The organism is Micromonospora craniellae (assembly GCF_014764405.1).
GTDB classification, from domain to species: Bacteria; Actinomycetota; Actinomycetes; order Mycobacteriales; family Micromonosporaceae; genus Micromonospora; species Micromonospora craniellae.
Genome location: NZ_CP061725.1, coordinates 5,508,824 through 5,523,376, shown reverse-complemented (window position 1 = coordinate 5,523,376; position 14,553 = coordinate 5,508,824). Strand labels below are relative to the sequence as shown.

General features: G+C 72.4%; 15 protein-coding genes. 6 read left to right on the top strand and 9 right to left on the bottom strand.

What is annotated here, in order from left to right; translation table 11 throughout:
• The first annotated feature begins 72 nt into the window (after positions 1–72).
• On the top strand, positions 73–1,392 hold the full coding sequence (locus tag ID554_RS25055; protein ID WP_117230535.1) for a serine hydrolase domain-containing protein: 1,320 nt from the start codon (positions 73–75) through the stop codon (positions 1,390–1,392).
• An 89-nt stretch (positions 1,393–1,481) separates the two neighbouring features.
• Here ID554_RS25055 and ID554_RS25050 read toward each other — a convergent pair whose 3' ends face one another.
• Positions 1,482–2,294 (bottom strand): DUF3097 domain-containing protein, encoded by an 813-nt coding sequence (locus ID554_RS25050; RefSeq protein ID WP_117230534.1) that lies wholly within the window; start codon positions 2,292–2,294, stop codon positions 1,482–1,484.
• A 195-nt stretch (positions 2,295–2,489) separates the two neighbouring features.
• Between ID554_RS25050 and ID554_RS25045 the strand changes: the two genes are divergently transcribed.
• Positions 2,490–3,284 (top strand): hypothetical protein, encoded by a 795-nt coding sequence (locus ID554_RS25045; RefSeq protein ID WP_117230533.1) that lies wholly within the window; start codon positions 2,490–2,492, stop codon positions 3,282–3,284.
• 15 nt (positions 3,285–3,299) lie between these two features.
• Here the strand turns inward: ID554_RS25045 and ID554_RS25040 are convergent, their stop codons facing one another.
• From ID554_RS25040 to fabG, 4 genes are all read right to left on the bottom strand, one after another.
• On the bottom strand, positions 3,300–4,079 hold the full coding sequence (locus ID554_RS25040) for an HAD-IIA family hydrolase (RefSeq protein WP_117230547.1): 780 nt from the start codon (positions 4,077–4,079) through the stop codon (positions 3,300–3,302).
• 37 nt (positions 4,080–4,116) lie between these two features.
• Positions 4,117–5,148 carry a ferrochelatase gene (locus ID554_RS25035; RefSeq protein WP_117230532.1) on the bottom strand — a complete coding sequence of 344 codons (1,032 nt, stop codon included), beginning with the start codon at positions 5,146–5,148 and terminating at the stop codon, positions 4,117–4,119.
• Between the two features lie 137 nt (positions 5,149–5,285).
• Complete coding sequence (fabI, locus tag ID554_RS25030) at positions 5,286–6,053, bottom strand: enoyl-ACP reductase FabI (RefSeq protein ID WP_117230531.1); 768 nt, start codon at positions 6,051–6,053, stop codon at positions 5,286–5,288.
• Positions 6,054–6,079: 26 nt separating this feature from the next.
• Positions 6,080–6,784 (bottom strand): 3-oxoacyl-ACP reductase FabG, encoded by a 705-nt coding sequence (fabG, locus tag ID554_RS25025; RefSeq protein ID WP_117230530.1) that lies wholly within the window; start codon positions 6,782–6,784, stop codon positions 6,080–6,082.
• Between the two features lie 390 nt (positions 6,785–7,174).
• Between fabG and ID554_RS25020 the strand changes: the two genes are divergently transcribed.
• Complete coding sequence (locus tag ID554_RS25020) at positions 7,175–7,330, top strand: hypothetical protein (RefSeq protein WP_158573818.1); 156 nt, start codon at positions 7,175–7,177, stop codon at positions 7,328–7,330.
• Between the two features lie 13 nt (positions 7,331–7,343).
• On the opposite strand, the gene ID554_RS25015 is transcribed toward ID554_RS25020, so the two are convergent.
• Genes ID554_RS25015 through ID554_RS25000 form a run of 4 tightly spaced genes read right to left on the bottom strand, consistent with a single transcriptional unit; the run spans position 7,344 to position 11,787 of the window.
• The gene (locus ID554_RS25015; protein ID WP_117230529.1) at positions 7,344–8,294 is read right to left on the bottom strand and encodes a VWA domain-containing protein; all 951 of its coding nucleotides are present in this window, start codon (positions 8,292–8,294) and stop codon (positions 7,344–7,346) included.
• An 18-nt stretch (positions 8,295–8,312) separates the two neighbouring features.
• Entirely contained in the window at positions 8,313–9,695 is a 1,383-nt protein-coding gene (tnpB, locus tag ID554_RS25010) for an IS607 family element RNA-guided endonuclease TnpB (protein WP_117230528.1), read from the bottom strand.
• Positions 9,692–10,705, bottom strand: a complete 1,014-nt coding sequence (locus ID554_RS25005) for a DUF58 domain-containing protein (protein ID WP_117230527.1) — start codon at positions 10,703–10,705, stop codon at positions 9,692–9,694. The genes tnpB and ID554_RS25005 overlap by 4 nt, the downstream gene beginning before the upstream one ends.
• Positions 10,684–11,787: an AAA family ATPase gene (locus ID554_RS25000; RefSeq protein ID WP_117230526.1), complete on the bottom strand. Its 1,104-nt coding sequence runs from the start codon at positions 11,785–11,787 to the stop codon at positions 10,684–10,686. The genes ID554_RS25005 and ID554_RS25000 overlap by 22 nt, the downstream gene beginning before the upstream one ends.
• Before the next feature lie 264 nt (positions 11,788–12,051).
• Between ID554_RS25000 and ID554_RS24995 the strand changes: the two genes are divergently transcribed.
• The 3 genes from ID554_RS24995 (at position 12,052) to ID554_RS24985 (ending at position 14,548) form a co-directional block, all read left to right on the top strand.
• Positions 12,052–12,282, top strand: a complete 231-nt coding sequence (locus ID554_RS24995) for a hypothetical protein (protein WP_117230525.1) — start codon at positions 12,052–12,054, stop codon at positions 12,280–12,282.
• Between the two features lie 134 nt (positions 12,283–12,416).
• Positions 12,417–12,950, top strand: a complete 534-nt coding sequence (locus tag ID554_RS24990; RefSeq protein ID WP_117230524.1) for a PH domain-containing protein — start codon at positions 12,417–12,419, stop codon at positions 12,948–12,950.
• A 119-nt stretch (positions 12,951–13,069) separates the two neighbouring features.
• Entirely contained in the window at positions 13,070–14,548 is a 1,479-nt protein-coding gene (locus ID554_RS24985; RefSeq protein WP_117230546.1) for a PH domain-containing protein, read from the top strand.
• Positions 14,549–14,553 lie beyond the last annotated feature (5 nt).

Sequence of the window (14,553 nt, the reverse complement as noted above, 5' to 3'; positions counted from 1 at the left end):
GACATGACAATGCACGTGTCATCGAACTGTCATGATCGGAGGCGCCCGACCACCGCCGTCGAAGGAGCCTTCGTGTCCCTGCGTCCGGAAACAATACGGCACGTCAACGCCCTGGTGGCCGACGCGCAGTCCGCCGGTCACGTGCCGTCGCTGGTCGTCGGCGTGGTCCGGGACGGCGCGCTGGCGCACCTGGCCGGCGCCGGTGACCACCCCCGCCCGGAGGTCGACCTGCAGTACCGGATCGGCTCGATCACCAAGACGATGACCGCCGTGCTGATCATGCAGGAGCGCGACGCCGGACGGCTGGCGCTGGACGATCCGCTGCGGCGGCACCTGCCCGAGGCCGAGGCCGCCGGGCCGATCACTCTGCGCCAGTTGCTGGGGCACGCGGGCGGGCTGCAACGCGAGCCGGACGGACCCTGGTGGGAGCGGAGCGAGGGCGTCGACCTGGCCACCCTGCTGGCCGACTTCGGCACCCCCAAGGTCGCGCTGCCCGCGTACCGCACCCACCACTACTCGAACCTCGCGTTCGGCCTGCTCGGCGGCGCGTTGCAACGGGTCACCGGCACCGGATGGGCGCAACTGGTGCGGGAGCGGATCCTGGCCCCGCTGGGCATGCACCGCACCACGTACGCCGCCGCCGCGCCGTTCGCCCCCGGGTACGTGGTGCACCCGTGGCACGACACGCTGCGCGAGGAGCCGCGTACCGACACCGGTGCGATGGCCCCCGCCGGACAGCTCTGGTCGACCGTGGCCGACCTGTCCCGGTGGGCGGCGTTCCTCGCCGACCCCGACCCCGCCGTGCTGGCCCCGGCCACCCTCGACGAGATGTGCGCCCCGGTGTTCCTCAGCGACCTGGACTCCTGGCGGGGCGGCTACGGCCTGGGCATCCAACTCACCCGCCAGGGCGATCGGGTCTACGTCGGGCACGGCGGCTCGATGCCCGGCCACGTCGCCGTCCTGGCGGTGCACCGGTCCAGCCGTACCGGTCTGGTCGGCTTCGCCAACTCGTACGGCTTCCGCACCGGCGGCATCAGTCCGCTCGGTCTCCAGGCGCTGAACCTGGTGCTCGACGCCGAGCCGGCACCGGCCCGGCCGTGGCGACCCGCCGACGCCCCGCCCCCGGCCGACGTGGCCGCGCTGACCGGCCGCTGGTGGTGGATGGGCACCGCGCTGGACGTGACCTGGGACCACAGCACCGCAGACCTGGTGGGGACCCTGCGCGATGACCGGGTCAGCCGCTACCACGCGGAAGGGCCGGACCGCTGGCGCGGGCACAGCGGCCCGGAGACCGGCGAGATTCTCCGGGTCCACCGCGACCTCGCCGGCCACCCGATCGCCCTCGACATCGCCACCTTCCTCTTCACCCGCACCCCCGACGACACCCCGTAACCCCCCGCTCGCAGAGAACGGCACACGTCCCAGACACTCAACCTCGACGAGCTGGACCGATCGGCAGCCCCCGCCCCAACCGCAACCGCTCACCCAGGCTCGGTGACGAAGTCGATCAGGCGTTCCATGGCGTTGATCAGTGGGGTCTCCACCTCGGCGAAGGTGTTCACCCGGGACAGGATGTGCCGCCACATGTCGGCCGGCTCGGCGACGCCGAGCGCGGCACAGACGCCCTCCTTCCACGGGCGTCCCGGTGGCACCACGGGCCACGCCGCGACGCCCAGGGCCGACGGCTTGACCGCCTGCCACACGTCGACGTAGGGATGGCCGGTGACCAGGACGTGCGGGGAGTCCACCCGGGCCACGATCCGGCTCTCCTTGGAGCCGGGCACCAGGTGGTCGACGAGGACGCCGAGCCGACGGTCAGGCCCGGGAGCGAACTCGCGTACCCGGTCCTGGAGCGCGTCGACGCCCTCCAGCGACTCCACCACCACGCCCTCGATCCGCAGGTCGTCGCCCCAGATCCGCTCCACCAGAGCGGCGTCGTGGACGCCCTCGACCCAGATCCGGCTGGCACGGGCGACCCGGGCGCGGACCCCGTCCAGCGCCACCGAGCCGGACGCGGTACGCCGGCGCGCGGCCGGCACGGGGGCGCGGGCCGGTCGACGCAGGGTCACCGGACGACCGTCGAGCAGGAACGCGGCCGGCAGCAGCGGGAAGTTGCGCCGTTTGCCGTGCCGGTCCTCCAGCACGACCGTCCCGGAGTCGAAGCCGACGACCGCTCCGCAGAAGCCCGAGTCGGCGTCCTCGACCACCAGATCCGGTTCGGCGTCGACCTCCGGGGTCACCTTCCGCCGCCGCCAGTCCCCCGCCAACACGTCGTCGCCATACCGCCGCCCCATCCGGCCACGCTAACCGCCGGGCCCGCCCGCGCCGCCGCCGACTCGCCGCCCCGCAGTCGGGCCAAGAGGGCGCGACGGCCCGCAAAAGCCGCGTCAAATAACAAATCACGTGACGTCGTCGCCTGATCGGCGCGCCGGGGAGGTGGGCGCGCGGCAGCCGAGACAGGGGTGGGCGTCAGCACGTACTCTTTCGGCATGTCCACCCCCGCTGCGGGTGCGGCCATCCTTGCGCCGCGCCGGTCGAGCCGGTTCGTTGCCTGGGTACGCGCGTGGCGCGCCGGGCTGGTGCCCTTCGACGAGGTCCCCGACGAGGTCGCCGGTGACGAGGAGCACCTGGTCGCCGACGCGCCCGGCACCTGGACGGACGTGCCGCTGCGGGACGCCCTGCCCACCCTGGCCAAGCTCTCGCCGGACGAGATCCGGCTGGTGCTGCCGGCCCCCGGCGACCCGCGCGGCCTGCCCGGCCCCGGTGACTTCGCCGGCGCCGCGCTGGTGGCCGGTGAGGCGGTGGTCGCCGGTGCGCTCGGTCTGATCCCCGAGGTACGGGTGCACACCTCCGGCTCCGGCGACACCTTCGAGACGGTGCTCTGGCGGGTCTACCCGCTGCCGCCCAACGCCCCGGCGGCAGCGCTCACCCTGCCCGGCGCGGCCGAGGCGGAGGCGGAACTGGCCGCCGCGCTGGCCGACACCACCGACGCGCTCACCCGGCTCGACGTGGCCCAGTGGCGCCCCGAGTTGGCCGGTGCCCTGGAGGCGCTGCGCCGCCCCGACGGCACCACCGACCTGCCGCCCGGGTTCGACCCCCGCTCCCGCCGGCTGTTCGCCCGCGCCGCCGTGCTCGACCGGGTGCTCGCGCTGGCCGGGCACGCGGCACCGGGCGGCGCGGTGAACAACTACGAGGCCCAGCAACGCGACGCCGCGCTGCGCCCGCTCACCACCGCCTGCCGGCAGGCACTGGTCGCCGCCTGCAACGCTCCCCTACGGCCCTGAGACCGACCCGCCGGCTCAGATCTCGTCGATCAGGTCGGCCACCGAGTCGACGATCCGGGACGGGCGGTACGGATAGCGCTCCGCCTCCGTCCTGGTGCTGATCCCGGTCAGCACCAGGATCGTCTCCAGCCCGGCCTCCAGGCCGCAGAGGATGTCGGTGTCCATCCGGTCGCCGATCATCGCGGTGCTCTCCGAGTGCGCGTCGATCGTGTTCAGCGCCGAGCGCATCATCATCGGGTTCGGCTTGCCGACGAAGTACGGCTCCACCCCGGTCGCCTTCGAGATCATCGCGGCCACCGACCCGGCGGCCGGCAGCGCGCCCTCCACGGACGGGCCGGTGGCGTCGGGGTTGGTGCAGATGAACCGGGCCCCGTCGTCGATCAGCCGGATCGCCTTGGTGATCGCCTCGAAGCTGTAGGTGCGGGTCTCCCCCAGCACCACGTAGTCGGGCGCGAAGTCGCTGAGCACGTAGCCCACCGCGTGCAGGGCCGTGGTCAGCCCGGCCTCCCCGATCACGTACGCGGTGCCGCCCGGCCGCTGGTCGGCCAGGAACTGGGCGGTCGCCAGGGCGGACGACCAGATCGCCTGCTCCGGCACGTCCAGCCCCATCCGGGCCAGCCGGGCCTGAAGGTCGCGCGGCGTGTAGATCGAGTTGTTGGTCAGCACCAGGAACGGCTTGCCGGAGGCACGCAACCGGTTGACGAACTCCGGCGCGCCCGGCACGGGCTGCCCCTCGTGCACCAGCACACCGTCCATGTCGGTGAGCCAGCTCTGCACGGGCTTGCGGTCCAGCATGATCGTCATCCCTGGGGGTGTCGGGCCGTCGGCGCGGTCAGGACGGACGGCGCGGCGGAACGCAGCAGACCGTGGGGCAGGTGTCCCACATCGACAGCTCGCCGAGGCGGCGACGCAGCTGCGCGCCGTCCGGGTCGATCCGTTCCCGCACCAGTTCCCGCACCATGGTCACGTAGCGCGGGTCGACGCCGGGGGTGGCGGCCCGGACGAAGTCCAGGCCGAGTTGCTTGGCGGCGTCCAACGCCTCGGTGTCCAGATCCCACACCACCTCCAGGTGGTCGGAGACGAACCCGATCGGGCTGACCACCACCCCGGTCACGCCCTGCTCGGCGAGAGTGGCCAGGTGGTCGTTGACGTCCGGCTCCAGCCACGGCACGTGCGGCGGCCCGGAGCGGCTCTGCCACACCAGGTCGTAGGGCAGGTCCGGGGCCGCGGCGGCGTGCACCAGCCGCGCCGTCTCGGCGAGCTGGGCGGTGTACCGGCCGCCGTGCGGGCCGGCGCTGTCGGCCGCGGAGATCGGCACGGAGTGGGCGGTGAAGACGAGCCGGGTGCTGTCCCGCCGGGCCGGGTCGAGGCGGGACAGCGCCTCGCGTACCGCGTCGACATGCGGCTCGACGAAACCGGGATGGTCCCAGAACTGGCGCAGCTTCTCGATCAGCGGCGCGTCCGCACCGACGGCCGCCCGGGCGGCGGTGACGTCCTCCTGGTACTGCCGACAGGAGGAGTACCCGCCGTAGGCGCTGGTGACGAACGCCAACGCCCGCCGTACGCCGTCGTCGCGCATCTGCGCCACGGTGTCGGCGAGCATCGGGTGCCAGTTCCGGTTGCCCCAGTAGACCGGCAGGTCGAGATCGTGGGCGGCGAAGTCCGCGCGGATCGCGGCGAGCAGGTCCCGGCACTGCTGGTTGATCGGGGACACCCCACCGAAGTGCTGGTAGTGCTCGGCCACCTCGGCCAGCCGCTCCGGCGGCACGCCCCGCCCCCGGGTCACGTTCTGCAGGAAGGGCAGCACGTCGTCCGGCCCCTCCGGGCCGCCGAAGGAGAGCAGGACCACCGCGTCGTACGCCATGGTCCCATTCTTGCCGGTGGTCGACGACGCCCCGGCAACGCCCCCGGCTCCGGGCGGTAACGTCCCCGGGTCGGCGGATGTGAGGAGGGGTCCCCTGCTATACCGCAGGCGTTAGCAGGGGACCCCTCCTTGCATCTCTAGGCGCCGATGGCGTGGTAGCCGCCGTCGACGTGCACGATCTCGCCGGTGGTGGCCGGGAACCAGTCCGACAACAGCGCCAGGCAGGCGCGCGCCGCCGGTTCCTGGTCGGTCAGGTTCCAGCCCAGCGGGGCCCGCTCGGACCAGGCGTCCTCGAACTGCTCGAAGCCGGGGATCGACTTGGCGGCCATGGTGCGCAGCGGCCCGGCGGAGACCAGGTTGCTGCGGATGCCCTGCTTGCCCAGGTGCATGGCGAGATAGCGGGAGGCGGACTCCAGCCCGGCCTTGGCCACGCCCATCCAGTCGTAGACCGGCCACGCCTGGGTGGCGTCGAAGGTGAGACCGACCACCGCGCCGCCCGGCGACATCAGCGGCAGCGCCGCCGTCGCGAGCGACTTGTACGAGTACGTGGAGACGTGCAGCGCGGTCGCCACGTCCTCCCAGGAGGCGTCGAGAAAACCGCCGCCGAGGCAGCTCTGCGGGGCGAACCCGATCGAGTGCACCAGCCCGTCGAGCCCGTCGACGTGCTCCCGGACCTTGTCGGCCAGCCCGGCCAGGTGCTCGGGGTTGGTCACGTCCAGCTCGATCACGGGTGCCGGCTCGGGCAGCCGCTTGGCGATCCGCTCCACCAGCGAGAGCCGGCCGTACCCGGTGAGCACGACCTGCGCGCCGTTCTCCTGGGCGAGCTTCGCCACGGAGAAGGCGATGGAGGCGTCGGTGATGACGCCGGTGACGAGCAGCCGTTTACCGGCCAGCAGTCCGGACATTACGCTCAGTTCCTCCGTGCTCAGGGTCAGTGGCCCATGCCGAGGCCGCCGTCGACCGGGATGACCGCGCCGGAGACGTAACCGGCGCCGTCGCCGGCCAGCCAGGTGACCACGGCCGCGACCTCGTCCGGCGCGGCCATCCGGCCGGCCGGGATCGACTTGAGGATCTCCGCCTTGCGGTCCGCGCTCAGTCCCGCGGTCATGTCGGTCTCGATGAAGCCGGGCGCGACCACGTTGGCGGTGATGTTCCTGGTGCCCAACTCCCGGGTGATCGAGCGGGCCACCCCGACCAGGCCGGCCTTGCTGGCCGCGTAGTTGACCTGACCGGCGCCGCCGGAGAGGCCGACCACCGAGGACACGAAGATCATGCGTCCCCACCTGGCCCGCAGCATCTTCCCCGAGGCGCGCTTGGCGCAGCGGTACGCACCGGTCAGGTTGGTGTCCAGCACCCGGGTGAACTGCTCCTCGGACATCCGCAACAGCAACGTGTCGTCGGTGATCCCGGCGTTGGCGATCAGCACCTCCACCGGCCCCAACTCCGCCTCGACCGCGCTGAACGCGGCGTCGACCGACGCGGCGTCGGTGATGTCGCACCGCACGCCGAACAGCCCCTCCGGCGCCCCACTGCCCCGGTGGGTGATCGCCACCCGGTCGCCCTGCTTGGCGAACGCCTGGGCGATGGCCAGGCCGATGCCGCGGTTGCCGCCGGTAACCAGCACAGTTCGAGACACGGTGGGTCCTCTCCGGAAGATCGCTGCGGGTTGGAGACTAGGCGCTACCGCACGGTAATCACTAACCCGCCCCGCCCGGGAACGGCGCCGTCGTGGTCGAGGAGCGGGGCCGGTCGGCCGAGTGGGCCCCCGCGCCACAGCGGGTGTACGATCATCGCGTTCGCGGGCCGCCCGACGGCGCCGCCCGCCCGGACCCCGACCTCAGGAGGTGATCGCTGTGCGAGATAGCGATCCTCCCAGTCGTGGCCGGGCCGATCACCAGCCACGCTGAGCACCGCTCCGCCTGAGCTGGCCCGCTCCCCACGCACCCCTCTGCCCCACCGCCCGGCCCATCCGCCGGGGCGACGGAGCGCGCGGGTGCGACCGGAAGCAGTCCGGTCACGACTTCGTGTGCGCCTCCTCGATCCACCCCCACGCGGTCCACCCTGCCCGGACCGCCGTCGCCACCCGGAGCGTTCCATGAGCCGTTACGTCGCCCCGCTGGGCTTCACCCTCGCCGCCGTCTGGGTGGCCGTGCTCTTCGTCCTGGCCAGCAGCACCCACTGACCGTACGGTCCGGTCAGAGCATGCGGGAGGACCAGAGCAGGCTGAGCGCTCCGGCGCAGAGCGCCAGCAACAGGGCGATGCCCGCGTACCACTGGGTGATCTCCCTCGCCTCGGTACGGAAACCGATCGAGCTACCCATGTCCTGGTACACCTGCTTCAACTCACTGACCGTGGCCGCCTCGTAGAAGTAGCCCTCGGTCGTCTCGGCCAACTCGGCCAGCGCCATCCGGTCCACCGGCACCCGCTGCAACTGCCCACCGATGTCCACGTGCCCGGCGTCGGTGCCGAAGGCGATGGTGGAGACCGGCACGTTCGCCGCCTGCGCCGCCGCGGCCGCCTCCTCCACCGACCGGCCGGCCGTGCGGAAGCCGTCGGAGAGCAGCACGATCCGGGCCGGCGGGATACCCGCCGCGCCGTCGGCCGGCACCGAGCGGATCGCCTCCAGACAGGTGAAGACCGCCTCGCCGGTCGCGGTCGCCTCGGCCAGCACCAGCCCGTCGATGGCACCGGTCACCGCCGGACGGTCCTTCGTCGGCGGCACCAGCACGTTGGCCGACTTGGCGAACGACACCAACCCGACGTTGTACGTCTCGGGCAACTCCCCGACGAACTGCTTGGCCGCCTCCTGGGCGGCCTCCAGCCGGCTCGGCGACACGTCGTCCGCCTGCATCGACAGCGACACGTCGATGGCCAGCATGATGGTGGCCCGTTCCAGCGGCTCCCGGGTGTCCACCGCCGGACGGGCCAGCGCGCCGGCCAGCACCAGCAGGGCGAGCAGGAACGCCGTCGCCGGCACGTGCCGCCGCCAGCCCAGCCCCTTCGGCGCCACGGTCCGCAGCAGGTCGACGTTGGTGAACCGCATCGCGTAATCGCGGCGGCGCAACTGCCGCCAGACGTACAACGCGGCGAGCGCCAGCACCGGCAGCACCGCCAGCAGCCACCACGGTTGGAGCAGTCGGATCATCTCGTCGTCCGTTACCTCTCAGTGTGCTCTAACGAGCACATGGTCAGTAGTCCCGCCTTGCGGTGGGATGGTCCCGGTCTGACCCGCGAACGCGATGCCGGGTTGACGCTTCGCAGCCACCTGCCTTACGAGTGGGGTCTTACGGTCGGCTCCACGTCCGTTCAGCGACTCCCGACCACTCCGGGCGTCGGTGGCCTCGTGCGCGAGTGCGGCGAGGTTCCGTGCGGCATTCAAGTCCCTGTCCAAGGTCAAGCCGCATCTGGTGCAGGTGTAGATGCGTTCAGAAAGGGGCAGCTTGGCTTTCACCGCACCACAGCCCGAACACGTTTTCGAGGACGGATACCAGCGATCGGCCACAACGAGATGGCCGCCGTACCATTTTGTCTTGTACGCCAACTGCCGGCGCACCTCGGCGAAACCTGCGTCGGCGATGTGCCGGGCCAGCCGTCGATTCCGCAGCATCCCGGCCACGTTGAGGTCTTCCACCACGACCGTGCCATGCTCACGGGTCAGGCGGGTGGTCAGCTTATGCATGCCATCACGACGCAGGTTCGCCACCCGGGCGTGCGCTCGGCCGAGCTGAGCCTGAGCCGCGCGCCACCGGTTCGATGGTCGCCGCCCTGTGCGGCGATCCGGGCCAAGGCGGCGGGTCAGCCGCCGGCCGAGGGTGCACAGGCGGCGTTGCGCGGCGTCAAGCGGGCGCGGGTTGGGCACGTGTTCGCCGGTTGACAACGTCGCCAGATACGTGACCCCGACGTCGACACCGATCGCGGACGCGGGTCGGGCGGGTCGACGTTCTGCTCGGTGAATCTCGACGCAGAACGCGACGTGCCAGCGACAGCCATCACGGCGCACCGTCGCCGACATGATCCGTGCGGTGCCGTTGTCGAGGCGACGGGCCAGTTTGCGGGCGGACTCGTGCAGCTTCAACCGCCCGAGGCGAGGCAGCACCACATGCTTACGGTCCGGCTCTACCCGGATGGCGCCGGTGGTGAACCGTACCGACGGAGTGCTACGGCGGCGTGACTTGAACCGCGGGAAGCCGACTGGCCGGCCGGCGCGCTTCCCAGATCGGCAGTCGGCCCAATTCTTCAGCCCACGGACGAGGGCGTCCAGACCAGAATTGAACGCCTCCTTCGAACACTGCGACCACCACGGCGCCACCTCGGACTTCGCCGTGTTCCATTCCTTACGTAGCGCGGGCAGCGACCACACGAGCACCGGCGTCAGATCCGCCTCGCCGATTCCGTAAGAGCGTTCAGCCGCTCGCTGGTCCATCACGGCCTTCACTCGCGCCAACGCCCAGTTGTACGCGACCCGTACCGCCCCGGTATGCGCGAGCACTGCCCGTTGCTGTGCTGGGGTGAGGTCAAGGGCGAACCGGTACGCCTGAATCGTCACCGCGTCGTCCCCCGGGTGCGGGCGTGCCGCTGGGCAGCCACGAACCGCACCATGTCCAGCAGCCAGTCTCGGTCCGTACGTAGTCGCAGGTGCGCGGCACCGGCGGCGCGCAACGCGGCGGAGATCTCCGCCCGCTGGGCGGCGGCCGCCGCCGCGTAACGGCGCCGCAGGCTCGGATCGGCGGTCTGCACCTCGTGCAGCTCACCGGTCTCCGGATCGACCACCGGCAGCACCCCCACGTCCGGCAGCTCCAACTCGCGCGGGTCGACCACCTCGATCGCCAACACGTCGTGGCGTACCCGCAGCTTGCGCAGCGGCCGGGCCCACTGGGCCGGCGGGGCGAGGAAATCGGAGACGACCACCGCGACACCGCGCCGCCGAGGCGGGCGGTTGAGCATGTCGACCAACGCGCCGAGGTCGCCCCGGCCCGGCTGGGTCGGGGTACCGGCGATGGCACGCAACATGCCCTGCGCCTCCTTGCGTCCGGACCGGGCGGGCAGCCGGACCAGGTGCCCCGGCCCGGCCGGCACGGGTGCCGCCCGCCGACCCCACCGGGACGCGGGACGATCGCCGCCGCTGCCCACCACCGCGCCGATCCGGTTGCCGCCGCGCACGGTCAGGTGCGTGATCGCCGCCGCCCCGGCCACCACCACGTCCCGCTTGAGCCACCGGCCGCTGCCGAAGTCCAGGCTGGCCGACAGGTCGACCGCCAGCCACGTCTCCAGTTCCCGGTCGGCCACCGTACGCCGCACGTGCGCGGTGGTGGTCCGCGCGGTCACCGGCCAGTCCATCCGCCGGACGTCGTCGCCGGGCCGGTACTCCCGCGACTCGCCCGCCTCACTGCCCGGGCCGGGCAACAGACCGGCGTAGTCGCCCTGCAACAGCCCGTCCAGCTTGCGGGTGACCATCAGTTGCAACCGGGACAGCACCGCGCCGGAGCGGTTGTCCGCCACGGTCGGGGGCTGCTGAGGCGAAGGGGTGTTCGAGGTCACGGCCGCTGCCCGGGCCACCCCGAGGTCGGTGCCACCGCGCCCGGCGGCGTGGCCTGCTGGCGGGGTGCCACCGACGGCAGCGGGATGGTCGCCATCACCCGGTGCACCACGTGGTCGGCTGGCACGTCGTCGGCGAGCGCGTCGTAGCTGAGCACCAACCGGTGACGCAGGATGTCCGGCGCGATGTCCTGCACGTCCTGCGGCAGGGCGTAGTCCCGGCCGCGCAGCAACGCCAGCGCCCGGGTCGCCCGGACCAGACCGAGCGAGGCCCGTGGGCTGGCACCGTACTGGATCAGTTGCGCCACGTCGGGCATGCCGTGCTCGGCGGGCGTACGGGTGGCCAGCACCAGGCGGACCGCGTAGTCGACCAACGCGTTGTGCACGAAGACCTGGTCCGCCTTCTGTTGCAGGGCGATCAGGTCGTCGGTGTCGAAGACCGCGGTGGGTACGGGCGGGGCCACCCCCATCCGGTAGACGATCTCCCGCTCCTCGGCGTCGGTGGGATAGCCCACCACGATCTTCATGAGGAACCGGTCCCGCTGCGCCTCCGGCAACGGGTAGACGCCCTCCTGCTCGATCGGGTTCTGCGTCGCCATCACCAGGAACGGGTTGGGCACCCGGTGCGTCTCGCCGCCGATCGAGACCTGACGCTCGCTCATGACCTCCAGCAGCGCCGACTGCACCTTGGCCGGCGCCCGGTTGATCTCGTCGGCGAGGAGGAAGTTGACGAACACCGGACCCAGCTCGACGTCGAACTTCTCGCTGGACTGCCGATAGATCCGGGTACCCATGATGTCGGCCGGCACCAAATCCGGGGTGAACTGCACGCGGGCGAACGACCCGCCGACCACCCGGGCGAGCGTCTCCACCGCAAGCGTCTTGGCCACCCCGGGTACGCCCTCCAGCAGGCAGTGTCCCCGGGCGAGCAGCGCCACGAACATCCGTTCGACCATCCGGTCCTGCCCGACGATCACCCGCTTGATCTCGAACAGCGCCCGCTCCAGCAGCGTGGCGTCCTGCGCCGGAGTGGTCGGCGGCGTGACCGCCGAGGGCGTTGCCCCGTTCGGCGTCGGAGCGTCGGGCGTGGTCGGCTGGGCCACCGGTCCTCCACAGCGTGCTCGGTCGTAGCGGCGTGTGCGTCACCAAGCCTCGCATGCCCGACTGAGTACCGACTGGGGGAGCGACCGATTTCCGCCACGCCGTTGCGGGCCGGGTCTCCGCCACGCCGTTGCGGGCAAGGCGAATCGCCGATCGCCAGTGGACAGATGCCGCCCCCGCGTGTGTACCATTCTTCCGTCGCCGGGCGGCTTCCCCCGTGGCCGCCCGGCGCTCACTCTCTCTCCCGCCGCCCTAGACTGGCTGCGATGGACGAATCCGACACCCTCGCCGAGGCATTGATCTGTTCGGCCCGTGGTTGTCGCGCCCCTGCCGGGTGGGCACTGCGCTGGAACAATCCCCGGCTGCACACGCCCGAGCGACGCAAGACCTGGCTCGCCTGCGAAGTCCACCGCCCCTCGCTCGGCGACTTCCTGACCGCGCGGGGCTTCCTGCGCGAGGTAACCCCGCTCCCGGGATCGCCTACGCTCGAAGAGTGAACGCTGACAACGGATTGTCATGGTGAGCGCGAGGAGCGAGCTTGCGAGCCCCGCAGTCGCGAACGAAAGGCGGGCTCAGTGAGCGCGAGGAGCGAGCTTGCGAGCCCCGCAGTCGCGAACGAAAGGCGGGCTCAGTGAGCGATGACGCGGGTGTCCCACTGGTGCCGCCCGCCCAGCCGCCCGGCCCGCTCGAACCGTGGCCGGACGCCGTCCGGTGGCAGTCGATCTCGTCCGACCTGATCTGGGTGGAGTTGCTGCGCCTGTCCGCCGTGGTGGCCGTCGTCTCGGCCGGGATCGGCATCGGCTGGGCGCTCAGCGGCACCTGGCCGTTCGGCGCGGCGCTCGGTGCCATGCTGCTGTTCGCGGTCTGGCGGTCGGTGACCATCGTCCGCGCGGTACGCGCCTGGGGCTACGCCGAACGTGAGGACGATCTCCTGGTCCGGCACGGGCTGCTGGTGCGCCGCCTGTCCATCGTGCCGTACTCCCGGATGCAGTTCGTCGACGTCAGCGCCGGTCCGTTGGAGCGGGCGTTCGACCTGGCGACCGTGCAGTTGCACACCGCGGCGGCCGCCAGTGACGCCCGGGTGCCGGGCCTGCGTCCGGCCGAGGCGTCCCGGCTGCGCGACCGGCTCACCGCGCTGGGCGAGGACCGGGCGGAAGGGCTGTGACGGGCCCGGTCGGGTCGGAACCGGACCGGCCCGAGTCCCGCACGACCGACGCCGGGCCACCGGCGCGGCCCGAGACCCCTGCCCCGCCGGTCACGCCCGGCACCCCCCACCCGCCCGGCATCCCGTACCCGGAGGCGACGCCCCACCAGCCGGGCGCGCCGTACCCGCCCGCCGGGCCCTACCCGCAAGGCGGGCCCCATCCGCCGGGGACGCCCTATCCGCCGTATCCCGTCGGGCCGGGGTATCCGCCGGACCCTGCGCAGGTGCGGCAGCGGCTGCACCCGCTGAGCCCGGCCCTGCACGGTGCGAAGTCGCTGGCCGTGGTCATCGTCGGACTGTCCTGGTCGACGCTGTCCCGGGTCGGGTTCGGGTGGTTCGTGGTCATGGTGATCGTGCTCGCGCTCGGCGCCACCGTGCTGGCCCTGATCAGTTGGTACTACACGGGCTACCAGGTGGTGGGCCGGGAACTGCGCATCCACGAGGGGCTGCTCTGGCGGCGGACCCGGGCCATCCCGCTGGAGCGGCTCCAGGCCGTCGAGGTGGTCCGCCCCCTGCTGGCCCAGCTCACCGGCCTGGCCGAACTGCGGCTGGAGGTGGTCGGGGGCGGCAAGACGGAGGCGCCGCTGGCGTACCTCAGCGTGGCGGAGGCGTCCGCGTTGCGGCAGCGGCTGCTGGCGCTCGCGGGCGGGCCGGCCGTCGCTGCCCGGGCCCGCGCAGGGGCGGTGGCGACGGAAGATTTGGCGGATCAACAGCCGGTGCCGGCGGCCGGTGAGGCGGCCGGCCCGCAGCCGGGACGGCCGTTGCACGCGGTCGCCAACCGGGATCTGCTGGTCAGTCAGTTGCTGACCCCGCAGGCCTTCCTGCTTCCGTTCGGGGTGGCCTTCGTCACCGTGCAGTTCCTGTCGGAGGGGTCGTGGTCGTTCATCGCGGTGGCGAGCACGCTGACCGCGATGGCGGGCATCCTGCTGCAACCCGTCCGCCGGGTCCTCGACGACTGGCGGTTCCAGCTCGCCCGGGACGGCGACCGGCTGCGCATCCGCAACGGCCTGCTGGAGACGCGGGTGCAGACGGTGCCGCTGCACCGGGTGCAGACGGTGGGGGTGACCTGGCCGCTGCTCTGGCGGATGAAGGGGTGGCTACGGATGCGCCTGGAGGTGGCGGGTTACTCGGCGGGCGAGCCCGACCAGCGCAACCGGCCGGACCGCCTGCTGCCCGTGGGTGACCTGGCGACCGGCGAGACCATCCTCGCCGAGGTGCTGCCCGGGGTCACGCTGGCGTCGTTGCCGCTCCACCCGCCGCCGCCCCGGGCCCGTTGGGTCAACCCGTTGAGCCGCCAGGTGCTCGGTGCCGGGCTCAGCGACGAGGTCTTCGCCGTCCGGTCCGGGCTGCTCACCCGTCAACTCACGATGGTGCCGTACGCCCGGTTCCAGAGCGTCCGGGTGGTGCAGGGCCCGATCCAGCGGCTGCTCGGTCTCGCCACCGTGCACGTGGACACCGCCGGCGGGGCCGGCGCGGCGGCGGTCGACCGCGACCTCGCCGACGCCTGGGCCCTGGCGGTGGAGCTGACCGCCCGCAGTCACGCCGCCCGTCGCGGCTGACGGCA